Here is a 24,423-nt window from a genome sequence, read left to right as displayed (position 1 = left end):
CAATAAAGGGAAAGCTGACGAAATTGTTTCATCCGCCAACTCAAGGAGCCCAGGACATCATGAACAGCGATAAGAAAAGCAGGCTATCGACCAACTTTACCGGCGTTCGAGGTTCCACCGCAGCCGACAACACAGCACAGGCAAGTAATTCGTCACGCATGCCGGCAATGCCTCTGCCACAATGGTTCAAAGGCTCGGATTATACCCATCGTGTAGCGCGGGCAATCACAAAATACGGGCCAATCTCCAGAACCACGCTGGCCCAGATTCTCGGGCTCTCGCAAGGGGCACTGTCACGAATCACCAGTGACCTGGAATATGAAAACGTCATCGAGGAAGCACCAGAAAGCGACTCCAGACCAGGCAAACTTCCTTTTGATTTCCATGCGAAAGAAAATGGCAGCAAGCGCGGGCGGCCCCAAACCAGGTTGCGGCTCAAGGCCAGCGAGCACACGGTCATCGGAATCAATATCCACGACATGGAGGCGACAGCCGCTTTGGCCGATATGACGTGCCGGCCGGTATGCCCACCAATTTCGCAGCCTCTAGCTTCCACCGACCCCGAGACCGTGGCTTCCTGTGTAGCGACTATGGTCAAGCAGCTCACCGCAGCATTAAGCGCAACCCGGTCGACTCCCGCTGACAACGAACACAAAACAGCCGCAACAATTCAAAACAATCACCACGATGCGAAGGCGGAAAAACCCGTGGCCATCGCCGTGAGCATCGGCGGGCATATCGACCACGACCGCATCATCACCCACGCCCCGTTCCTGCACTGGGACGGCGCCATCGATTTCGCGGGAATGATCGAACAACGCTGCGGCATTCCCACCGCGATTTTCAACGATATGGACTCGCTGTTGAACCACGAAAGCTGGTTCGGGCGTGGGGTCGGCCTGCCGCGCTTCGCCATGCTCACCATCGGCAGCGGGGTCGGCTACGCGTTGTGCGAGAACGGGCGACCGGTCGATTACCCCGACAAAAGCTACGGACTGGTCGGCCACATTCTGGTCGATCCGAACGGACCGCGCTGCTACGCCGGGCACGTCGGGTGCTCGCAATGCCTGACCAGCGACTCCCTTTCGCAGGAATATTCCACAACCATCGGACGGCCGGCCGATATTCACGACATCATCGCCGACGCACAGGTCGGCAAACCACAGGTAAGACTGCTAATCAACAACCTGTGCTTCCGGCTGGGAGCGCTGATCTCGACGGTCGCCAACCTGACAATGCCCGAGAAAATCCTTATCGACGGCGAAACCTCGGCGCTCGCACAACTGAACACGGAATCGATACGCAGCGGCATCGACTGGTACCGGCCGAGCCAGGCGTCATCGGTCGATTTCGAAATCCTTAACTTCTCTTGGAACAATTGGGCCTTGGCCGCCGCAAGCCGCGTCATCGAGCGGTTCATCGGCTGACGGCCGGGTGTTATGTAGTGCGGCCATTACGAATTGGTTTTGGTCCGGAAATAAAAACTGCAAAAACGCACCTGCCGTTGCCGATACTTCCGCTTATCCCAAGAAATTCTCGGCAAACCCGATTTCTTTGCGACAGACCTTACACACACTCGGCAAGGAACAGCACGGCCTGCGCGGGATTGAGGCTCGGCGGACGGATGCCGTATGCCTCCAATGACGTTGCAGGCAAGGTAATCCCTTGTTCGTTCCACCAACCAAGCGGGGTTTGACCGTTGGATTGGCCGTCAATATCCAGATCCATATCGATGGGAAGCGGGCGAATATGATAAACGGCGCTTGAATCCAAGCCCGGCAAACGCACCGGAGCGGCCGGATAGACCTGAGATGTGGTGACCTGGGTAAAGCGGTAAACCGCGCGGCTCCGGTCGGCGGAAACCACTCCGTCAAGACGAACCGAGGAATCCGGAGCGTCGCCATGAACCGCGAAACCGGTGGCGAAATCATCTCGGTACCGCTTGAACTCGGCAATCCAGCGGCCGAGTTTTTCGACATCTTCTTCCGGTTCTTTCAAGAGGTTCCATTCCACGCCCATATGCCCGAAGAACGCCATCGCCTGGCGCAGCTCCTGGCTGGTGACGCGGCCGGTGGAATGGGCCGGGCTCGCACCGACGTGCTCCCCCATCATCTCCGGCGGAACGAGCAGCGAGGTATAGCGCTGGATATCGGCCCGCTCCAACGGATCGACGCAATCGGAAACCCAGACACGGTCGGCCAGAGCGAGAATGCCGAGGCCGATGCGGCCGCCCCCGGACGCGCAACTCTCGATTTCAAGGCCGGGATGGTTGGCTTTCAGGTCACGGAACATCCTATAGACCGCAAGCGTCTGGGCATGCACGGCAGGACGGCCGGAATACGGGGAAACCGCTTCGGTAACGTATTTGTTGTGATCCCATTTGATGTAATCGAGTTTGAGGTCGGCCACGACTTTATCGATTGCTTCGAAAATGTAGGCGAAAGTCTCAGGATTACTGAGGTCGAGCGTCTGCTGGCTACGCCCCTGCATCGGCAGACGGCCGGGAGTCGGGCGCAGCAGCCAGTCCGGATGATTGCGCACCACGTTGGAATCAGGGTTGGCCATCTCCGGCTCGAACCACAGGCCGAATTCCATGCCTTTGCCGTGTACGTAATCGGAAAGAGCCTTCAGACTGCGAGGGCCATCAGGCCAGATATCCTTGGAAACCTGCCAGTCGCCAAGCCCGGAAGTGTCGTCTCGACGCGAGCCAAACCAGCCGTCATCGACCACGAACCGTTCGACACCGATGGCCGCCGCCTTGTCCGCGAGCGCCCGCAACGTCTCGTAATTCTGATCGAAATAAACGGCTTCCCAAGTGTTGAGAATGACCGGACGCGACTTTTGGCGGAGATTGGGATGGAGACTGCGAACGTAAGCGTGAAAGCGCGAAGCCACCTCGTTGAGGCCGTCGCCGTATGAACCGTACACCCACGGAGTGCTATATTCCTGACCGGTTTCCAAGGTTATTTCGCCACCGAAAAGCCGCTCGCCGCCGCCGATGACTCCCTGCGTATAGGGCAGGCGTTCGGCGCTCAGCGCGCTGTTGCCGCTCCAACCGACGTGGACCGCGTAGCTCTCCCCGCGCTCGAAACCGAAGCCCGGCACACCTGCCACCAGCAGCAGCGAGGCGTCGAAATCTGGGCGGCCGACCAAGGAGAGACGTTCCAAGCGGCCGATATTGAACGGTTGGCGCTGCGGGGAGCGCTCGCGAAGGTGGTGGCCGGTGGTCGTAAGAATTTCGCAGGCTTGAGCGGGAAGCGCAAAGCCGAGCTCCACCTTGTCGATCTCGAGCGGGGACGATGACAGAGCATACTGGTTCTCGCTGGGACGGGCATCACCGGATCGAGCGTTGCTGAATCGGGCATCACCGGATCGAGCAATACCGGATCGGGTATCGTCAGATCGAGCATCACCAGATCGAGCAATACCAGAGAACCCGGCAGCGGCCTCGGCAGACACGTTCTCGACAATGGCACGCTGGCGGATCAAACCGCCCGTCACCAATTCGCAAGTCCAGGTGAGGCCGACTCCCTGCTCCCGATCCGCGGCTTTTAGCGTTACCCGCGAAGCCTCTGGGCCGTTCTCAATCGCGATATCTTCAACGGCAAACTTGCAGAAAAGCTCCACGCCACCGCGACGCACCACAAAACGCGGCGCACCACTCCACGCTTCGGCTTGCGTCGGCAAAACGGTCGGCCACGAGGTTTCATCCAACGCGCCGGAGACACGTTGCGGGCGTAACGCGGCATACGAATCGATCAACGTTTCCGGATATGGCAAAGGTCTGCCCCAGTACACCAGACGCGGCAGTTCGTCGCCAGCAAACAGCAATGCGAGCGCGACGCTGGCGGGGCTGTCTTCGCCATACGCGACACGAACCTTCGTGCCATCCGCCGAAATGCCTGTGAACAATTGCATACGCGCCATCGTGGTCCTTTGCCGTAAAGCGGCTGCGTTCATGAACAGTCCAGATTGAATCAGCCGGTCACCATATTGCTTTTGATGATAAAACAGTACGATTTCCTTTCCCAAAGATGCGCGTGTCTGCGAAACAGGCAACTATATCGCCGGCCTTTGATGACGGGCCGGTCGGCTTTCAGAAGGAAAATATCGATTCATTCTCCTCGATTTGACCACATCATGACTTTTCACCGCGAATCAAGGCGGAAACTTTGCCGGCCTCCATACAATATGGTGTATGGTGTACGGCCATCGACCGCGGCAACGCACGCAGCGGCATCGAGACGAACAAGAAAATGAGGAACGCAATGGACGAGCAGAAACACGAGGCGAACGAAACCAAAACGGAAACGGAAATCAAGGAAGAGACGCCCGTTACGCTCGGACCAGCGCAGCAAATCGTCGTAATGATTGTCGTCGGCCTGATCGCCGGCTTCTTCTCCGGACTTTTCGGCATCGGCGGCGGATCGATCATCGTGCCGGTATTGGTGTGGCTCGGCATGACCCAGCGCCACGCAGCGGCGACTTCGCTGGCCGCAATCATCCCGCTTTCGATTTCCGGCGTGGTTTCCTACGCGATGAGCGGGCACGTCGATTGGATTGCGGCACTGTTGATGGTCGTCGGCACGATTATCGGCTCACAAATCGGCAGCTGGCTGCTTTCACGGCTTTCCGAAGTGTTCCTGCGCTGGTTCTTCGTGGTATTTCTGGCGTTTGTCTTAGTCAGCCAACTGGTGCTGACGCCTTCGCGCAACTCCAGTATCCATCTGACCGCGATCAAGGGCATTCTGCTTGTGCTGCTTGGCATTTTCATCGGCGTACTTTCAGCGCTGCTGGGCATCGGCGGCGGGGCCGTCACCGTGCCGGCGCTTTCACTGCTGTTCGGAGCAAGCGACCTCATCGCCCGTGGCACCTCGCTGCTGGCCATGTTCCCCAGCGCCATCACCGGCACCATCGCCAATTGGAAGCGCGGATTGGTGCATCTCAAGAACGGCTTGATCATTGGCATTGCAGCGGCTTGTGCCACGCCGCTGGGAGCTTGGGTTGCCGCGTTTGTCTCGGCAAAAGTTGGCTCATATCTGCTTGCGGCCTATCTTTTCGTCATTATGTTGCGCTCCGCTTGGACCGCCCTGAAGATCACGCCCGGCATCGCGCCGTTGCCGTCACGCAAATAACTCACTGCTCGTACAGCCACTACCCCGCGTATGCCATCCTCTTGTAAACAACATTTCCAACATTTCAGTATGTTGGTGCCACCAAGCAGGCCGTTTTGAAAGAATAAGTGTGAATTTCGTCGTTTTTTGGGGGTCTTGGTGCACCAAGACCCCCAAAAACGCACATTATGAAGGCAATTCCCTCAAAAAAGAGCAACTTGGTGGCACCAACATCTCTTATAATGAGGCAATTTCACACGATGATGAACGATTTCTATGATTTATTTGCCGGAACGGCTGTCAACGGGTTCGATAATTGAATCATTTACGACGACAGACGAAAAAATCGGCGAGCACTTGCGCACACTCAGCCTCGCGCACCCCGCCGACCACCTCGGGGCGAGCACCGACATGGGGATCACGCGGAATATCCCAGACCGAGCCGCATGCACCCAGCTTGGCGTCCCACGCGCCGAACACAATCCGCCCAACATGTGTCTGCAGAGCGGCTCCTGCGCACATCGGGCATGGCTCAAGCGTGACCACCAACGTACAATCGGCCAGATTCCAAGCATTTTGCCTGGCAAACTTGTTCATAGTCTGGTCATCGCGGCTATCGTCGTCATTGCTGCGAGCATGACCCGCGCCCTCGTTCATCCGACTTTTCCGTGAGTCCGCCGCCTCGCGCAGCGCCATCACCTCGGCATGAGCAAGTGGGTCACCATCGGCTTCACGCCGGTTGCGGCCACGGCCGATAACCACGCCGTCGCCATCAAGCACAACGGCACCCACCGGCACCTCGCCGACATCTGCCGCTTCACGCGCCAAGTCAAGCGCGGCATCCATCGCGCAGCGCAAACTCGCAGTGTCCATAATCCTTAAGTGTAAAAGCAATCAACAACCAAATACGGGAAACGGCCGGGTTCGAGGTAACAGCGTCCGATAGTCTGATTCAATCCAACCGGCGATCAAGATAAAAACGTGAAAAGATTGTACAGAATAATGCATTACTTTCAGCGCCCACAAATTCTTGTAAACGGTGTTTATCAAACAAAATAGGCCGTATTACCAAGAAAATCATCGAGGGCCCGACCCGGAACCTTTACGATTCCTCAAATCGGCAAAGCTTGAGGCATAATGCCGAAACATCCATTCGTTATAGTGAATATAAGAAGTGTCCGCATATGTCCGAACCGTTAAACCGCCGAACCGCAATGAAGCCAAACCAAGAAAGGAATCGATAATCCGTGGCAATTTTCGAGCTGATCCTCTGCATTCTGGGGGCCGTTGTGCTCTCGTCGTTCGTCAGCCGTTTTATTCCGCGAATATCGACCCCGCTTGTCCAAATCGCGCTCGGCATCGCCCTCGCCTTCCTGCCGGTTTTCCCGCACGTCAAGCTTGACCCCGAACTGTTCATGGTGCTGTTCATCGCTCCCCTGCTTTACGTCGAAGCGCACGAAATCGACAAACGGATGCTCTTCAAAACGTTGAGATTCTCGCTGCCCATGGCCATCGGGCTGGCGCTGGGAACCATGGCTGTCGTCGGCTTCATGCTGCACGCCGTATGGCCGGTGATTCCATTGGCGGCGGCGTTTGCGCTGGGCGCGGCGCTCGGGCCGACCGACGCCGTGGCAGTGTCCTCGCTTTCCAGCGAAGCGACACTGACCAAGCAACAGGCCGGAATACTGACCGGTGAATCGCTCTTTAACGACGCTTCCGGCGTCATCGGCTTCCAGTTCTCGATTCTGGCAGCGGTCACCGGTTCCTTCTCGATGGCCAACGCTACCAAGGATTTCCTGCTCTCGTTCTTCGGCGGGATTATCGTCGGCATCGTCGCGGGCTTCCTCGCCAACTGGATTTTCGCCTTGGCGCGACAGCTGGGCTGGGAGACAATGACCACGCGCATTCTCATGGAGCTCTTCCTGCCATTCCTGGTATTTCTAGGAGCCGAGGAACTTCATATCTCCGGCATTCTTGCGGTGGTTGCTTTCGGCTTGACCGTTCATTTCGACCGCAACGGCATCGGAGGGCCGAACGTCGCGCGCACCAATATCGTTTCGAACAGCGTGTGGGCCGTACTCTCGTTCGTTTTGAACGGCACTGTATTTATTCTGCTCGGCATGCAGCTGCCGAGCGCCATGCGGGCCAGTTGGCTGAGCCATAATGTCAGCAATACCGCGCTGATCAGCATCATCCTGCTCGTCACCGTCGTTGCCATCGCGATTCGATTCCTGTGGGTCTGGCTCATCGCCGCCCCGACCCGCGACCCCGAAACCGGCAAACGCGTACCTCTGAAACCGCGTTCCCTACGCGACGCGGCGGTGATGACATTCGGCGGGCCGAAGGGCACCATCACCCTTGCCTTGATGTTCACCATCCCGTATAGCGTCATCTCCGGCGACGCGTTCCCGATGCGCAACGAGCTTATTTTCATTGCTTCCGGTGTGATCGTGCTGACGCTGCTGCTGGCCAATTTCATGCTGCCGCTGCTCGCACCGGCCAAAGACGATGCCGACGAATCAGAAAAGCTCATCGAAATCACCATCGAGGAATTGACCCGCACCGTGCAGGAACTTTCGAACCGCGTCACCGATGACAATCGCCGCGTAATCCTGCCCGTCATCGATTCCTACAACAGCCGCATCACCCGCCTACGCCAACGCATCGGCGGCTTCGACATCGAGGAATTCGAGACTCTGCAGATCGATGCGTTGCACTGGGAGAAAGATTACGTACGCGACCGACTCGCCAACACCCAGGCCGACACGCAAATGAATGAGCACAATCAGAAGCTGCAGATCGAGGCGTGCGAGCGCATGATGGACCAGATCATGAACACGCTGCGGCACACGGCCGACAAGAAGACCCATCATCGTGCAGTCTCGCAGATTCGCGGGCGAGCGCATGCGCTACGGCGTCAGATCACCACGCTGGCAAGGCGAGCCAACAACAAGTTCCGCCGTTCAGCGCCGATGCTCAACGAGCATGAAATTTACTATTATCTGCGAGCCACCCAAATCGATGCCATCGACCACGTCATTAACCGGCTCTACAAGGAAATGCACGGCGATACCTACAAATCGGAATACTGCACGCTGTTGCTGCGCGACTACCAGCGCGCACGTGCCGAACTACGCAGCCGCAAGGACATTGTGGCCGCAGCCAAGAACGCTCCACAAATCGACGAGGTCAAGCACGAAAGCTATTCCATCGAGCTCAGCGTCATTCAGGACATGCTTGATTCCGGAGAAATTTCACGCAACCAAGCGAAGCGTCTGAGAAGGAACGTGTATGTGATGCAAGTTGATGCTGAGGCGGAACTGTAAATAGGATATCCGGTTCTACAACCGCACTCATTTCAACTTGCATCATTCGCGCTCGATACATCGCGCTCAGTTCACCTACAGAAAGTCCACTGGACTTTCTACTTAACGGCTCGCCAGGTTGATGCGGAAGCAGAACTGTAAGAAGTTATCTAACTGCGCAAGAGGCCCCATTCAACTTGCATCCTTCGCGCGCTTCGAGCGCGCTCAGCTCCGTCTACGCGGAGCCCACAAGGCTTCAAGCTTAACGCCTCAGCCAGCTGATACTGAGGCGAAACCGTAACCGGCACTCAACTGTACAATGGCACTCATTTCGACCTGCATCATTCGTGCTCGATGCATCGCGCTCAGCTCGCCTACACGGAGCCCATGGGGCTGGTGGCGTTGGAAAAACATACTTTACTTGGGCTCCCATCGCTCTTTTGCACTCGAGGCATCGCACTCACCAAGCCTACAGAGAGTCCACCGGATTCTCCGCTTAACGGTTTGGCCAACACGCTTAATGCTGGGAAACTGCACATACGCAGCCACAAGAGCCCGTCTCCCAGCACTAGCACGCATGCCATTAACATTAGTGCTGGAAAACTGCATACAACTTCCTCGGAAAATCCGTTTTCCAGCACTAAAGGAATCGGTAATGGATCCGAGCAACTGGAAAAGGCACTATGTAACGCTTGCGTTCTGAAATCACGCTTGCCAAGCAGTAAATCACACCACACCCGATGAGATGTTGTTGAGCAGGAGCCATTGGGTCAGGTCGGTGAATTCGGCTGGACTTACGGCATGGTCGAGCTGGTGATAATTCTTCACCGTCAGCCATGTATGTTCCTCAAGCCAGGCGGTCGCGCCGTAAATCTCATACTTCGGCAAGACGTTGTCGCGGTCTCCGTAACCATAGAAAACCGGCTTTTCCATCTCTGCAAGCCGATCGTCGGCCGGAGTCGTCCCGGCAACCTGCCCCGGAGCCACAAAACCGGAAAGTGCTGCGACCGCACGGTAACGCTCGGGATGCACGCGCAACAGATGAATCGCAAGCGCCGCACCCTGCGAGAATCCGATAGGCACCAGCTCACGGTCAGCGTCGACATGTTCGTTGACCCAGTTGTCGACAGCGGTGGCCGCAGCGAAAATGTCCCTGTCCAAATCCTCGCCGGCGGGCACGCCGTCATGGAACCAGCTGTAGGCCCCGGAACCGCTGCCGAACTCGCCCGGCCCCTCGGCTTGCAGCACCAGTGGCGCACGCAGCGAAACGTAATCGTTGCCGGGAGCGACGTAACGCATCATCCCGGCCAGATCCTGTTCGTTGGAACCCCAGCCGTGCAGGCACAGGAACATCGGCCGCGTGGGCCGAGCCCTGCCGCCGCCTTGGGAATAGATGACATGGGAAATCTCCATCGGGTCGCCGAAACGCCCGGGAATAGCATCGGATTGACGGCCAACTAAGCCGTTTCCAACGTTTTCCACGTTTCCTCCATTCGAACCTGGTTTGTCGGAATGTTCGCTGTTTACTGCTTCATCGCTCATAGTCACCATGATAAACGGCCAGCCCAACAGCGGCTAAAAATGTTCACTTGCAGATTCAAGACAAACGGATGGCATCGTACCGACCGATATTGAACGCGCGCTTTTTGGGTAGGGAAAAAAGAGAGAGGAGCTGGCATCATCGCATTCACATCGCATTCAACGACATCGAATTCGGGGGGAGCCTGTTGAGCCAGTATATTGCGCGCCTTGAGCAACAAGCAACAAGCAACACCACGATTCCGAACCACGAAAAGGCTGATAATCCGTGAACCGCCTTCAGAAACGAGCAATCTCCTCTTGCCAACACGCGACCAACAGGCAGCCCTCTTCCAAACCGCGCCATCGTCCAGTCAGCACGGGTGTTTCTTCAGTTTCAATCGCCGGAACTAAGCTCCTCGAGCTTGCCACCCCACTGCTGCTGCAAAGCCGTCATTGCATCCTTCTTACCAACGGCCATCCACTGGTCGTTGCTCAGCACGCGCAAATCGTTCTGGTCAATCTTGTCGCCCGCATATCGGTTGATGAGATTGGGCGCCTGCGAGCGCACCATGTCACCGTCCATCGATGCCGCGGCCTTCGTCTGGAACGTAACGAACGCGACCTGCGTGGCCTTGCAGAACGATGCGGCGCCCACGCCTGGCAGCTGGCTGGCAATATCGACATCCATCCAACCGCCTGTGCAGGTGCCGGCGAATTGCTCGATACCCTGCTTCATTTGATTGGCATCGTTTTCCGGCGCTTTGGTCTTTCCCTGAACCGTCTTGGACGTACCATCTGCAAACAATGGATCCGTATTATGCTTAAGCGTTTTGAGCGATACCTGCAGCGCCACCGCGATAAGAATGAGAACGACGACAACCACTATCGCACTGATAATAAAGGACTTGCGATGCCGGGCCTTGCGTTGTGATGCGGGACTGTGACGACGCAACTCGTCGACGTTATACATATGGGCGTTCTCGAGCTGGGAACCATTGCGAACCTGCGCGTCAGCCTGATTGATTTGATGGTCGGAATCCTCTTTCATATCGCCATCTGTCCTGTCTGTTCAAATCCATATTTGCGTGTACGCAGCCGAAAATCCAAAGGCGAACCTGCTGGCAGATTCGTCTACGGAATAAACCGCTGGCTTTAGTGTACATCGCAAGAGGCCAACATAACGTACTTTGGTCACGCTTCGTGCGTCAATGCCACTGCGCCACACGCAACGCCGTGTATTGTATTGCAATATCGTAGATGGCAACCGCATCGGCAGACCAATAGCCGTCAGCCGTCAGCCGACAGAACGACAGAACGACAGAACGACAGAACGACAAACCGACAAACCGACAGCCGACAAACCTACAAGAAAAGAGAAACCCCGGTACTAGAACGTACCGGGGAAGAGAAGAGAGAAGAAGAAAGGGTTCAATTATCGGCAAGATCCAAAATCTCAAGATCACCGGTCAGCTCTTGCTGACAACTCTTATATAACTACACTATCCTTGGCGCAAGAATCGGATTACCTGAAAATTACCTGAAAATTATTGTCGTTCCGCCTGTTTTCCCGGATTTTCGCCAAAATTTCCCGTCCCCAAGCATATACGAAACCTCCGTAACCTGACGATTCGAGCGCAAGCCCACAACGCCGTGCCTCCGTGCCCTGGCGCGCAAATACATCAGTGTAAATGCCATAGGCCAGACATTAACGGCCAGCATCAACGGCCAGGCGGCTACCACCAGCGGCAAACACCCTCGATTCAAGATTCCGACACTAGACATCAAACATCAAGGCCGGGCGAAGTTCAATCGGCAAAAAGGCGATGACGAACATGGCCCACAGGCACCGGAACAGGCACCGGAACAGGCACCGGCACAGGCACGGAACAGGCACCGGCACAGGCACGGAACAGGCACCGGAACAGGCACGGAACAGGCACGGAACAGGCACCGGCACAGGCACGGAACAGGCACCGGAACAGGCACGGAACAGGCACCGGAACAGGCACGGAACAGGCACCGGAACAGCGGGTAAAAGCACAATGCCAAAATGCCTCGAGGCCCTATTCCGACTCACGAATCCGCTACGTACGGGCATCAAGCCTGTTTCGACGTCGGTAACGTCTACACTTGGAAGCAGAAAGTAATCCAACGTTGACTAGACAACATCGCGGTTTCCACGGTTCTGTCTAGCCGAGCGCTCGGAGCGTAACCCAATCTGGAGGAACGTATGCTGCTGTCAGATCGCGACATCCTCGCCGCCCAAGCCGACGGCCATATCTCGCTGGACCCGTGGACGCCCGAAATGGTGCAGCCGGCTTCCATCGACGTGCGCCTCGACCGGTATTTCAGGCTTTTCAACAATCATGCGTACACTTACGTCGATCCGGCCGAAAATCAAGGCGACCTCACCGAACAATTCGAGGTCGGGCCGGACGAACCGTGGATCATGCATCCGGGCGAATTCGCACTGGCTTCGACGTGGGAATACGTCAAGCTCGATGGCACCATCGCGGCACGGCTGGAAGGCAAGAGCTCGCTGGGCCGTCTCGGCATCCTGACCCATTCCACCGCAGGTTTCATCGATCCCGGCTTCGAAGGGCATATCACGCTGGAACTTTCCAACGTGAGCACCCTGCCAGTGAAGCTCTGGCCGGGAATGAAAATCGGGCAGATGTGCTTCTTCGAGCTCAGCTCGCCGGCAGCGCATCCTTACGGCTCGACCGGCGTGGGCTCGCACTACCAAGGCCAGCGCGGCCCTACTCCGTCGCGTTCATACGTCAACTTCTATAAGGCCGAAATCAAGGACTGATTGAGAAGTTCGGCCCATTGGCATCAGCCACCCCGCCCGGCATCTTGTCGGCACAAGGATTGCCGCCGCTTTGGGCTCTCTTACACACCTTCGGCTGAGCCGACTGCCCCCACATGCAGAGATAATCACGGTTTTGGCCCCATTCCCGTGATTATCTCTGCATCAACAGCCTATCCACAGAGTAAATCACACTTTCCAGCCTATTTCCGTGATTATCTCTGCACAACCGACACTTTTACAGAGAAAATCACACTTTCCAGCCTATTTCCGTGATTATCTCTGCATAACCGGTACCCTTACAGAGACAATCACACCTCCCAGCCCATTCCCGTGATTTTCTCTGCACAACCGACACTTTTACAGAGACAATCACACTTTCCAGCCCATTTCCGTGATTACCCCTGCACCAACAGGCTCAACGCAGAGATAATCACAATCCGCACGACCGATAAAACCCTAAACGTACCGCTCATGCGATGAAAATCAAGACTTCGGTCCTCTAATCCTGATTTTGCTCGCAGCTTGCATTCGCCGAGCACGTTGGCGCGGGGTGCTGGGACAATTGGGAGTATGACTAACAAGAAGGGCCCGGTCAAAGGTTCGGGCGGAAAACATCGCAACGCATTGAAGGGCCGCGGACCGACGCCCAAAGCCGAGGACCGCGTGTATCACAAGGCATATCGCGCCAAGAAGCAGAACGAAAAGCGCCGTTTCGCCGACCCTCGGCTGGCAGCACGCCGTCGCGCGGCACACTACACTTCGGATTCTGACGATTTGGTGGTCGGACGCAACGCGGTGCTTGAGGCGCTGCGCGTGGGCGTACCAAGCACGCAGCTATATATCGCCAATCGCATCGAGCACGACGATCGCACCCGCGAAATCGTGAAGCTCGCCGGTATGCAGGGGCTCAATCTGCTCGAGGCCGACCGGTTGGAGATGGATCGCATCGCGCATTCGCGCAACCATCAGGGCATCGTCCTGAAAGTGCAACCCTATCAGTACCACACGCTTGCGGAACTGGCGGATAAGGCCGACAAGAAATCGCATGCCATGGAGGAGGCCGATTCGCGCAGCGCACGCATCAACGCCAGGCCGCTCTTCATCGCCCTCGATGGCGTCACTGATCCGCAGAATCTCGGAGCCGTCATCCGTTCGGCGGCGGCATTCGGAGCCAATGGCGTCATCTTGCCGGAACGCCGCTCGGCTTCCGTCAACGCAGCTGCATGGAAGGTTTCGGCCGGCGCCGCCGCACATCTGCCCGTGGCCCGCGTGGTCAATCTGACCAAGGCCATCGAGGCGCTGAAAGAACGCGGCTACTACGTGGTCGGGCTTGATGGCGGCGGTAACGCCATTGTCGGCGAGTCCGGTTTCGAAACCGATCCATTGGTCGTCGTGCTCGGTTCGGAAGGCAAGGGCCTGAGCCGTTTGGTGCGCGAGGCTTGCGATTCCATCGCCGGCATCCCGATTTCCAGCGAAGTCGAGTCACTCAACGCTTCGGTAGCGGCGGGCATCAGCCTCTACGCCGTCTCCCGAGCCCGCAGCAAGGCCGGCGAAAAGGCCGATAGCGCCGAATAGCCAACGATTTTTCTGCTGATTTCTTCGCACCAACCGATATATGAAAATCTCCCATGGAAATAATCCCAATGGGAGATTTTCATATTTACTTACAAAGCTCAATGACTCCAGACAGCGGCATCCTGATCGTATTCGGCCGGATCATAGTCATCATCGTCATATGCGTTGTCAGCAGAAGTGGCAGTGTTGCAGCTCTCGCCATCGCCGACAGCTGCGAGACCGGAACCAGAATCACCAGCACCTGCAACAGAGCCAGGTTCCGTAGCGGTGCCAGAACCAGAGCCAGAACCAGCACCGGCCGCTGAATCACCGGCACCTGCGGATTCCCCGCCGTCAGCATCAGCCTGACTCGGCCCACGCGCGCTTCTCTCTGTGGGCGCAGGATCAGGCGAGGTCGGCCACAAGTCCTCGGATACTTGGGTATCGCGGTCAATCCCGTCATCGGCTCCAACGCTCAGAGTCGCCCCAAGGTTGCCCAGACCGTCCCCGAGATCGGCGTAATCACCGCGATTGATACTGTCAACGTCGTCATTGTCGAAACCAACGGTATCCGTAACGTCACTTTCCCCGTTGTCGCCATTCACCGTGCCATCAGCAGGATTGTCATACGTCGAGCTATCGTCGACCACGCCCGAATCGGCGTCCTCGTTGATTTCGGCAAGCGCCCTCGAATCGAGGTTATACTTAGGCAGATTGTGCTTGATGTAGTCGCTTGCCGCCACGGCCGTAGATACGTCATGTCCGGCCCTTTCGGCCATGAACCAACGATTCTGCAAGACTTCATGGAAGAACTGCGCCGGCTCGATCTTCGAGCGGTATTCCTTGGGAATCATGCGAACAACGGGCTCGAAAACCTCGCGCATCCAATCGGTCGCCACGATTTCCAGCTCTTCCCCATCACGCCAAGTGGAGGCACGGTAGGCGTCCAAATCGTTCAACAACCGACGAGCCTGGTTCTCCTGCACGTCAAGGCCCGTCAAACGCAGCAACTTGCGTGAAGCGTAGCCCGCATCGACCACGCGTGGACGGACAAGCACGCGCTTGCCGTCATCAGCGGTCTTGACTTCAAGCTCATCGACATCGAAGCCCAAATCGTTGAGCTTGTTGACGCGCTTCTCGATCTTCCACATCTCGTCGGGACCGAAGTCCTCCTGATCGGTCAACGCACCCCATAGTGAGGCATAGCGCTCGATAAGCCTGTCACCGACCCCGACCTCGTCGACCTCGTCAGGCAGCAATTTGCCGGAAGCCAGGTCCATCAGTTCGCCGATGATGTTGGTGCGGGCAAGATCCATGTCGTAGTTGCGCTGGCCCTCGGTCAGCGTTGTATAGAGCGCACCGGTTTCCGCGTCGACCAGGAAGGCCGAGAACGCGTCGGCGTCGCGCAGGAAAAGAACGTTGGAAAGCGAAACGTCACCCCAATAAAAACCGGAAAGATGCAGACGAACCATCAGCACGGCGAGCGCGTCAATGAGACGGTCGGCAGTGTCGGGCCGCAGATTTCCGGCGAACAAAGCGCGATAAGGCAGCGAGAACTTGAGTTGCTTGGTCACCAGCATGGATTCGAGCGGCTCGCCCTCACGCGTATGCCGTCCGGTGACCACGGCGATTGGACGCACGGTAGGCAGCTCAAGCTTCTGTAAGCGTCGCAAAAGCTCATATTCGTGTGCGGCGACGCGGCTGGTGATTTCCTTCATTGCATAGATTTCGTCACCGACGTGCACGAAACGGACCACGTGCCTGGAGATGCCTCGCGGCAGGTTGGCCAACAGTTCCTTGGGCCAGGTCGCCAGCGGCTTCTCCCAAGGCAGGGTGAACATCTTCGGATTTGAGCTGGCGGCAGTGATTTGCAGCGCATGCGGCTCGGCGACATCGGTGCCTCCCACCTCGGAGGCAGTTACGGATGTCGCTTTCAGCGCTCTTGGGTCCATTTGCATTCCTTGCATCCCACCACTTATTTCCATACCTCTCAATCTACCGCCCGCGCAGGATAGTGGCGGCTTTATCCGCCATCCGCCATCCGCCATCCGCCATCCGCCATTAGGCTCCTGGCAGTTTCACGACGCAATGGCAAGCCTTGGCGTCACAAATCCGCCACCACCTCCAGCCAATGGAGGATCCACGACGCAACAGCCTCCCCCCAGCGTCACAAAAACACCAACAACCTGAGTCAATGGCGGATTTACGACGCAAAAACACCACACCGCGTCGCAAAAGCTCCAACAACCTGGGCTACCGGAACAAACACGACGCCCCACCACCACATAACGTCACGAAAACGCCACTACCTCCAGTCAATGGAGGATTTACGACACAACAGCCTCCCCCAGCGTCACATAAGCGCCACCATCCTGAGTTAATGGAGGATTCACGACGCAAAAACGCCGCATAACGTCGTAAAAACGCCAGTAGCCAGCCGCCAGCACAATCAGTAGATCAAGACATCAGCAAGACATCAGCGAACCGGCGCCGATCAAAAGAAAAGGCCCGCACACGAATGTACGGACCTTTTAGTTAAGCGATGCGAAACGCGAATCAGTTCAGGCGCAGCTCGGTGGCCGGGGAGAACAGATGCATCTTGGACGGATCAATCTTGATCTTGACGGTGTCACCGACCTTCGGCAGCTGACGCGGGTTCACGCGAATCGTGGTCAGCTTGTTCTGGTCGGACATCATCGCAGAGGACTCGGCTGCGGAACCATCGGTGATGATGTTGCCGTAGATGTAGCCGTCGCTGCCCAGATCCTCGACGTTCTCAACCTTCAGCGAGAAGGCGTTGGCCTCGTCAGGAGCGGCGAGCGTTGCGTCCTCGGGACGGAAGCCGACGACGATGCGGCCCTTGTCTTCTGGGGTAAGCTTGGCGACGGCGTCCTTGTCGAGCTCGACGGTGTCGCTGCCGATCTTCGCCTTGCCGTCAACGACAGGGTGCGTGTTGATGTTCATGGACGGCGAGCCAATGAAGCCGGCGACGAAGACGTTCTGCGGCTTGTCATAGAGCTCGGTCGGAGCGCCGACCTGCTGGAGGATGCCCAGCTTGATGACGGCGATGCGGTCGCCCATCGTCAGAGCCTCGGTCTGATCGTGGGTGACGTACAGGGTGGTGACGCCGAGCTGACGCTGCAGGGCGGCGATCTGCGTACGGGTCTGCACACGGAGCTTTGCATCCAAATTGGAAAGCGGCTCATCCATCAGGAAGACCTTAGGCTTACGAACGATTGCGCGGCCCATGGCGACACGCTGACGCTGACCACCGGAGAGAGCCTTCGGCTTGCGGTCGAGGAACTCGGTCAGATCGAGGACCTTGGCGGCCTCTTCGACGCGCTGGCGAATCTGATCCTTCGGAACGCCGGCGATCTTCAGGGCGAAGCCCATGTTGTCGGCAACGGTCATGTGCGGATAGAGTGCGTAGTTCTGGAAGACCATAGCGATGTCGCGGTCTTTCGGCTGCATCGTGGTGACGTCCTTATCGCCGATGAAAATCTTGCCCTTGTTGACTTCCTCGAGGCCCGCGAGCATACGCAGGGTCGTTGACTTGCCGCAGCCAGAGGGGCCGACGAGCACGAGGAATTCGCCATCTTTGATGTCAAGCGAGAGATCGGATACCGAGGGCTCCGTATTGCCCGGGTAGATACGAGTGACATGGTCAAATACGACTTTTGCCATAATTTAATTTCCTTTCATCGGCAGGTACGTGCCGAACGATCCGTTGTGAAGGGGTTTGCATCCACCCGCAAGCCAACCTCGGCAAGCGAATTTCCGCACTTTCATTTCATTATGAGTGAAGCCTTTCGAGGTTCCTTCCCCATCGGACTCAAAAACAACTATACACGGTCAATGTCGAAATATCGCACAACACGCCACAAAAGGTACAAGCCTGACGCGAGCCAGTCCAAGCACTTAACATGACAGCAAGAGCATGGCGATATGCAATATATACAGTGCAAAAAGCGCTATTGTTTTATGCTGTCGACGAAAATTTGAGTCGTTATTCATTTTTACTAAATATTTTTATAAATTAAATAAAACTTTTGACGTAAAGTGTTTCTGTGAATTTGCAGTCCTCTTTTGAGTATTTTACTTTTATTTATTACAAATAAATTATTAATATTATCTTGTGAAGAAATCCGCCGTAAACCTTACTGCCAATTGGCTTTTCTTGCTATCAATGCAATACATATTATTATTTTAGGCGAAACATCAACCAGTTTTAATACGCTATACGTAAACGTCAAACGTAAGCACTATTTTTAAAGTCTTACTTTTTTTACGCAATTATCGGAAAATAAGAATATGGAAAAAACAAACACATCCGGCAAGCAGATTGCCTGGCTACGCAGAATCACCCACGACGACTCCATCAACAGCATCGCCAAACGTACCAATATCCCGTACGCGACGCTTTACAAGCGGTTCCAATCCGACGAGCTGGCGACCTCCGAGATCATCACCATAGCCCGTTGTTATGGAATCAACCCCATCAACGCCTTGGTGGACACCGGCGTCATCAGCATCGACGAAGCCGCTGGGGTACGCGGCAACAACTCACTAAGACTGTTCAGCATAGAGGCCTTGACGAAGGAAATCGTGCGGCGCAGCAACGAAGGCGCCACGGCTCCGATGAACAACGACCAGCATCGGCCGAACAGCTGACTACGCGCTCAGCAGCCATACACAAACGGCTTCCTGGATGCGACTTCCTATGCAACAGCCTCGGACATTAGATAACGGGCTCAGAGGGTAATAGCTTCCTACGCAACAGCTTCCCGGTAGCAACTTCCTACGTAACGGCCTCAGACAACGACCCTCGGGCGACATCCCCTGGGCTGCGGCGCCAGACGACGCCCCTTGGGCAGCAGCCTCCGAGAGACAACAGCCCCGGGAAGCCTAATGAAAGGCCTCCCGAGGAACACCCGAGGAACGCTGAAGCGCGGCTAGGCTAAAAGGCCCCGTCCGTTACTCCCTGGACTGCAGAGCCTTGAGCATGTCGATTCTCGCTATTCTTGCCGACACGTAGAAGGCCAGAATAAGCGTGATCACCACAATCAGGAGGATCGGGAACAGGAATTGCCCGCCAGTGGTGCTCGGGTTGAACATCATGTTCTCGGTTGAAACCTGCTTGAGGATGCGTTCATGCAGCCAAACACCGACACCCGCACCGGCCAGGACGCCAACGGCGGTGAGCCCGAGAGTCTCCCTGTAGATATACATCGTGGCTTCGCGGTTGTAATAACCCAGCACCTTGATGGTGCTCAGCTCACGCAAACGTTCGGAGATGTCGAGATTGTTCAGATTATAGAGAATGACGACACTGAGCAGAACCGATACGGCAATCAGCACCTGCATCAAAAGGCTCAGCGAACGCACGAGCATATTGGTCTGGTCAACGAGCATCGAATTCTGCGAGACCTGGGTAATGCCGTCGAGCGCCATGAACTTTGCCGCCTCATGCTTCGCGTTGGAGGAACTGCGGTTTTTCAGTCCGATCATATTCGCGTTGGGAACGTAGTCCTGGTGGAATATCTTTTTGTACGACTGCGAATTCATGAAGATGAAATGGCCGATGTACATTTCGCAGACCCCGCTGATGGGGATCACGCGATTGTGGCCGTTCGCATCCTGAATGGTCATGTTGTCGCCCGCTTTGACATTGTTGAGCTTCGCGAGCCGCTCGGAAATCACAGCACCATAATTATCAAGGTCAAGATGACGCTTGCTGGACCTCTCGTGCAGGTCCACATAACCATCAAAAGCCCCTGCGTTCTTGGCAGCGATAATCGTCAGGTCCTGATTGTTGCGGTACGGGCCGGCGTTCATGTTGCCTTGCTCATAACGAATCGAAGTGAACCGCTTGATACTGTTGCTGTGCAATTCCTTGGATATCTGCTTTTGCTGAGTGCTGGTCACCTGATTGCTCTGCCCGGCGATGAGGTCATATTGAATGACATTGCCGTATTGCAGATTATTGATCGAATCGACCGAACGCTGCACGCCGACGCCCCCAACAAGCAGTGCAAGTGCTCCGACGACGCCGATTATCGTGGTGATGGTACGAATCTTATAACGGAAAATGTTGCGCAAGGTGATCTTGTTCTTGAAGTTAAGCTTGCTCCAGAACCAATCAACCTTCTCCAAAGCGATGGAAGCCCCTCCTGTCGGAGGCTTCGGCGCAAGAAGCGCACTCGTTTTTTCCTTGAGCTGGCGGCTGGCCGCGATATAGGCCGGCAACACAGTGGCCGCGAAGGCAAGGATGAGCGCAACCACCGTGGCCACGACTCCAAGCCGCAGATGTGAGGACGGCACATCAAAGCCCGTGCTGTAGGCGTTATAGACGATCCGCGGCATACCCAATTGCCCTGCTGCGGCACCGATAATGCCGCCGGTCAAGCCAGCTATGAAACCGTAGGCGATGAACTTCTTCATCACATCCCAGTCCGAATAGCCGAACGCCTTGAGCGTGCCTGCACCCACACGTCCCTCGTCGACGAAACGCGTCATGGAGGTGAACGTCAGAAGAGCGGCTATCAGATACATGAATATAGGGAAAAGACCACCGAGCGAATCGATGATTTGGGAAATGGAATCATAGGCCACATATCCGGCACCGCCAGGAACATCGCGCCTTGAATCGATCGAGTAGGTAGGAAGCACAGACGTAGATTCGGACTGCGTCTGGGCTGCTGCCGAGGCGTTGCCGTAGGAAGCAGGAACAACGCTACTAGTGGAAGGCGCGGCTTGGGAATCGGAAGTCTGCGAGACTTCGGCATCACGGTTGTCGAGCGAATCGGCCAGCAGATCCTTTTCCTGTTGGACCTTTTTGTCATAATCACTTGAAATATGATTGGGCATATCGTCAAGGGCCTTGTAGCGCAAACGCGCAATATTATATGACGTGTAGGCGGCGAACGCCTTCGGAAGGACCACGCCATAGCCGTCGAGAGATCCCGAGCCTGAATCCGAAAGACCACGATTGACCGAACCGATGATTTCCACGGAATCGACCACACCGGTCACTTTATATTTAGTGCCTTTGAGCATGGTCCGTCCGTTCGGACCGGGTTTCTCCATGAAAGACACGGTGGAACCGACCGGATGCTTTTTGGCCTGCTGAGCATCGATCGCGATCTCATTGGCTTTCTTCGGCATCGAGCCGCTGCGCAAGGCGTAACTGGAAATACTGTGGGTACTCGAGAAAATACGCATGCTCTCATCGCGATGGCGAACGGCGACATCCTTGAAGAAGCCGTACTCGACCTTCGTGACCCCGGAGGCCTTTTTAATCGCTTTGATCTGCGAATCGTCGAAACCGGTTTTGCTGATCACAGAAATATCGGCAAGCTGGTGCTGTTCGAAATACTGGTCGGCCGTGTTGCGCATATCCGGTCCGGTCACATTCAGACCGACGAGGGCGAACGAACCCAGCGCCACCATGCACACGATCGAGATGAAGCAGCCCAGCGACTTGCCCAGCGAACGGCGGGTATCACGCCAAAGCATACGATGCGAAATCTTGTGTTTGCCGCTTGATTGGAAATTATCCCAAGCGCGGGCATGAAGCTTCGAGGACGCGGCTGCGACGACCGCGGAGGCGCCGAATGCGTGAGGCCGCGCGGGAATGGGCGGAAGCGTAGCGGAATTGTTGACACGTTGAGCCGGACGACGATTGGTCGACGGAGCCGAAACCGACCACGACAACGACCGCTCATCTTTCGGAGCATGGAAGGAGAAGGAATCGTTCGGTTTGCTGTACCGACGAGGCGCTCCCGACATTCCCTGCCCGGGCGAACGACGGTTTGTATGACCTCCGAACGACGATACCCGATTAGGACGGGGCAGCGGAACCGAACCGCCTGCGGGCTCACCACCACTGAGAACCCACGGATCATACTCCGCCCACGTATGCGTGGCATGAACCGGCTGCAACTGAGGCTGCGAAGACTGCGGGCGCGAAGATTGAGAATACGCTGATCGAGACTGCGACTGAGCCTGCTGCGCTCCCCACACGCTCTGCTGCCTTTGCGGCTGCTGCGTACGCTGCACATCCTGCTGCACCTTCACGGGCCGCTGGATGCGCTGCTGCGACTGCTGAGGCTGTTGCGCGTCCCGCCGCACCTGCGCGGACTGCTGAATGCGCTGCTGCGACTGCGGTTGCGGCAGAGGCAAAGGCTGAGGCTGAGGCACGCTCGCATCGGCCTGAGAAGCCCGATGAGCGACAAAGAAACGATGATGACTGGGCAGCGGAACCGAACCGCCGGCGGGTTCGCCACCGTCGAGAATCCACGGATCATACTCAGCCCAAGTATGCGTGGCATGAACCGGCTGCAACTGAGGCTGCGAAGATTGAGAATATGCTGATTGTGGCTGCGCAGATTGTGGACGGGCAGATTGCGGCTGCGACTGAGTCTGCTGCGCTCCCCACGCACTCTGCTGCCGGTGCGGTTGCTGGGTGCGCTGCACATCCTGCTGCACCTTCACAGGCCGCTGAACGCGCTGTTGCGACTGCTGCGGCCGTTGCGTTTGCTGCTGTTGCCGGGGCTGAGGCGCGTCCCTCCGCACCTGCGCGGGCTGCTGCGGCTGAGGCACACTCACCGCATCGGCCTGAGAAGTCTGATGCGCCACGATGGAATGATGACGTTTTGGCAACGGAACCGAACCGCCTGCGGGTTCGCCACCGTCGAGAGCCCACGGATCATACTCCGCCCACGTATGCGTGGCATGAACCGGCTGCAACTGAGGCTGCAAAGATTGCGGGCGCGAAGATTGAGAATGCACTGATTGAAGCTGCGACTTAGCCTGAACCGGCTGCGCCTGCTTGGCCTGAGTCGGCTGAACCTGCGCCGGCTGTTGCGCCTGAGCTTGAGCCGGCTGCTGAAGGTGGCTATGCGCCCGTTGCGTTGCCTGTTGCGTATCACGCGGCGCAAATTTGGGAAGTTCCTTGTGGTCTCGCGCGGAACCGTTGACATTCGCAGCTGCATGCCTAGGGAAAACAACGGTTTCGTCTAAATCGGAATTCGGCTTTCGCGATGGCGCCGACTGGAGCGGCAAGTGAGGAATAGTCAGCGTGACCTGAAATTCGGATTGCGAATCCTCGGTATCGTCCCCTTCTTCTCCGACTTCTGCTTGCGAGCCAGAACCGGCCTTCCAGTCACGTTGTGCCGAGAATTCCGATTTGGCGCTATTGTGCGAAGACCTGAAGCCTTGGGCGGTGGTATCGGCAAGCTCTACCTCGGCATCAGACGCATCCTTACTGGCGTTCCGGCCGGCGGCCGAACGCTGTGACATGACACTGTGCGGACTCAAGGATTGCAAAATCACCACTCCAATTGATCGACATTACAAGGATTAACATTGCGCTTGACCTCAGCGATACGCGAATCATGCATTCGTATAACGCGATTGGCCATAGGGGCAATGGCGGAATTATGGGTCACGATGATGACCGTGGCGCCGTTCTTTTGGCTCATGTCCTGAAGGATGTGCAGCACCTGCTTGCCGGTTTTGTAGTCAAGGGCACCGGTCGGTTCGTCGCATAGGAGGATTTTCGGCCTTTTCGCCACGGCGCGCGCGATGGCGACACGTTGCTGTTCGCCGCCGGAAAGCTGGGACGGGAAGTTGTTGCAACGGTCAGCGAGCCCGACGCTGGCCAACGCCTCCATGGGATCATTGGCGTACGGGACGATTTCGGAGGCCATCTCGACGTTCTCGAGTGCGGTCAGATTAGGAACCAGATTATAGAACTGGAAGACGAAGCCGACGTCGAGCCGCCGGTACTCGGTGAGTTGCTTGGCGTTATATTTGGCGATGTTCTCCCCATCAACAATCACATCGCCCTCATCGCAACTATCCATGCCGCCGATGACATTGAGCAATGTCGACTTGCCGGTGCCAGAGGCCCCAAGAATCATCACCAGCTCGCCCTGCGCGATGGAAAAAGTAACATCGTTATTTGCGACCAGCCTTTTGCCACCGGTATTGTATCGTTTAACCTCGTGGATTACATCGATATAACCCATCTCATTCCTCTCCCCAAAAAGCTTCAGTCTGTCCCTAAGTTTTATGACAAATATAACAAACAAAATTAATCATATCATTGCTGATC

The 24,423-nt window shown here is 56.4% G+C and carries 13 protein-coding genes and 1 pseudogene; 6 read left to right on the top strand and 8 right to left on the bottom strand.

Annotated elements, in window-relative coordinates; all coding sequences use genetic code 11:
* Window positions 1-158: 158 nt before the first annotated feature.
* The gene (locus OZX64_RS00465) at window positions 159-1,427 is read left to right on the top strand and encodes an ROK family transcriptional regulator (RefSeq protein WP_277175044.1); all 1,269 of its coding nucleotides are present in this window, start codon (window positions 159-161) and stop codon (window positions 1,425-1,427) included.
* 139 nt (window positions 1,428-1,566) lie between these two features.
* Here the strand turns inward: OZX64_RS00465 and OZX64_RS00460 are convergent, their stop codons facing one another.
* Window positions 1,567-3,927, bottom strand: coding sequence for an alpha-galactosidase (locus tag OZX64_RS00460; RefSeq protein WP_277172999.1), 2,361 nt, complete (start codon window positions 3,925-3,927; stop codon window positions 1,567-1,569).
* 440 nt (window positions 3,928-4,367) lie between these two features.
* Between OZX64_RS00460 and OZX64_RS00455 the strand changes: the two genes are divergently transcribed.
* A complete protein-coding gene (locus tag OZX64_RS00455; protein ID WP_348519426.1) occupies window positions 4,368-5,135 on the top strand; it encodes a sulfite exporter TauE/SafE family protein in 768 nt (255 codons plus the stop codon).
* A gap of 300 nt (window positions 5,136-5,435) precedes the next feature.
* Here the strand turns inward: OZX64_RS00455 and OZX64_RS00450 are convergent, their stop codons facing one another.
* The gene (locus OZX64_RS00450) at window positions 5,436-5,960 is read right to left on the bottom strand and encodes a nucleoside deaminase (protein ID WP_277175043.1); all 525 of its coding nucleotides are present in this window, start codon (window positions 5,958-5,960) and stop codon (window positions 5,436-5,438) included.
* A gap of 401 nt (window positions 5,961-6,361) precedes the next feature.
* Between OZX64_RS00450 and OZX64_RS00445 the strand changes: the two genes are divergently transcribed.
* Window positions 6,362-8,440 carry a Na+/H+ antiporter gene (locus OZX64_RS00445; RefSeq protein ID WP_277156658.1) on the top strand — a complete coding sequence of 693 codons (2,079 nt, stop codon included), beginning with the start codon at window positions 6,362-6,364 and terminating at the stop codon, window positions 8,438-8,440.
* A gap of 705 nt (window positions 8,441-9,145) precedes the next feature.
* On the opposite strand, the gene OZX64_RS00440 is transcribed toward OZX64_RS00445, so the two are convergent.
* Complete coding sequence (locus tag OZX64_RS00440) at window positions 9,146-9,961, bottom strand: alpha/beta hydrolase-fold protein (RefSeq protein WP_277172995.1); 816 nt, start codon at window positions 9,959-9,961, stop codon at window positions 9,146-9,148.
* 373 nt (window positions 9,962-10,334) lie between these two features.
* Window positions 10,335-10,988, bottom strand: coding sequence for a hypothetical protein (locus OZX64_RS00435; protein ID WP_277172993.1), 654 nt, complete (start codon window positions 10,986-10,988; stop codon window positions 10,335-10,337).
* Window positions 10,989-12,170: 1,182 nt separating this feature from the next.
* Here OZX64_RS00435 and dcd point away from each other — a divergent pair.
* On the top strand, window positions 12,171-12,752 hold the full coding sequence (gene dcd, locus OZX64_RS00430; RefSeq protein ID WP_277143171.1) for a dCTP deaminase: 582 nt from the start codon (window positions 12,171-12,173) through the stop codon (window positions 12,750-12,752).
* A gap of 570 nt (window positions 12,753-13,322) precedes the next feature.
* Window positions 13,323-14,327, top strand: a complete 1,005-nt coding sequence (rlmB, locus tag OZX64_RS00425) for a 23S rRNA (guanosine(2251)-2'-O)-methyltransferase RlmB (RefSeq protein ID WP_277172991.1) — start codon at window positions 13,323-13,325, stop codon at window positions 14,325-14,327.
* Window positions 14,328-14,917: 590 nt separating this feature from the next.
* Here the strand turns inward: rlmB and OZX64_RS00420 are convergent.
* Window positions 14,918-16,291 (bottom strand): annotated as a pseudogene (locus OZX64_RS00420) (DUF4032 domain-containing protein); the annotation flags it as partial.
* 571 nt (window positions 16,292-16,862) lie between these two features.
* The gene (gene ugpC / locus OZX64_RS00415) at window positions 16,863-17,990 is read right to left on the bottom strand and encodes a sn-glycerol-3-phosphate ABC transporter ATP-binding protein UgpC (RefSeq protein ID WP_277156653.1); all 1,128 of its coding nucleotides are present in this window, start codon (window positions 17,988-17,990) and stop codon (window positions 16,863-16,865) included.
* A gap of 627 nt (window positions 17,991-18,617) precedes the next feature.
* On the opposite strand from ugpC, the gene OZX64_RS00410 reads away from it, so the two are divergent.
* A complete protein-coding gene (locus tag OZX64_RS00410; protein ID WP_277172990.1) occupies window positions 18,618-18,977 on the top strand; it encodes a hypothetical protein in 360 nt (119 codons plus the stop codon).
* Between the two features lie 303 nt (window positions 18,978-19,280).
* Here the strand turns inward: OZX64_RS00410 and OZX64_RS00405 are convergent, their stop codons facing one another.
* Window positions 19,281-23,606, bottom strand: a complete 4,326-nt coding sequence (locus tag OZX64_RS00405) for an FtsX-like permease family protein (RefSeq protein WP_277172988.1) — start codon at window positions 23,604-23,606, stop codon at window positions 19,281-19,283.
* A gap of 29 nt (window positions 23,607-23,635) precedes the next feature.
* On the bottom strand, window positions 23,636-24,337 hold the full coding sequence (locus OZX64_RS00400; RefSeq protein WP_277156650.1) for an ABC transporter ATP-binding protein: 702 nt from the start codon (window positions 24,335-24,337) through the stop codon (window positions 23,636-23,638).
* Window positions 24,338-24,423: the final 86 nt, after the last annotated feature.

This window comes from Bifidobacterium sp. ESL0704, from assembly GCF_029392075.1.
In the GTDB taxonomy this organism is placed as follows: domain Bacteria; phylum Actinomycetota; class Actinomycetes; order Actinomycetales; family Bifidobacteriaceae; genus Bifidobacterium.
Note: the sequence above shows the minus strand (reverse complement) of the source record. Positions and strands in the feature narration are given on the sequence as shown.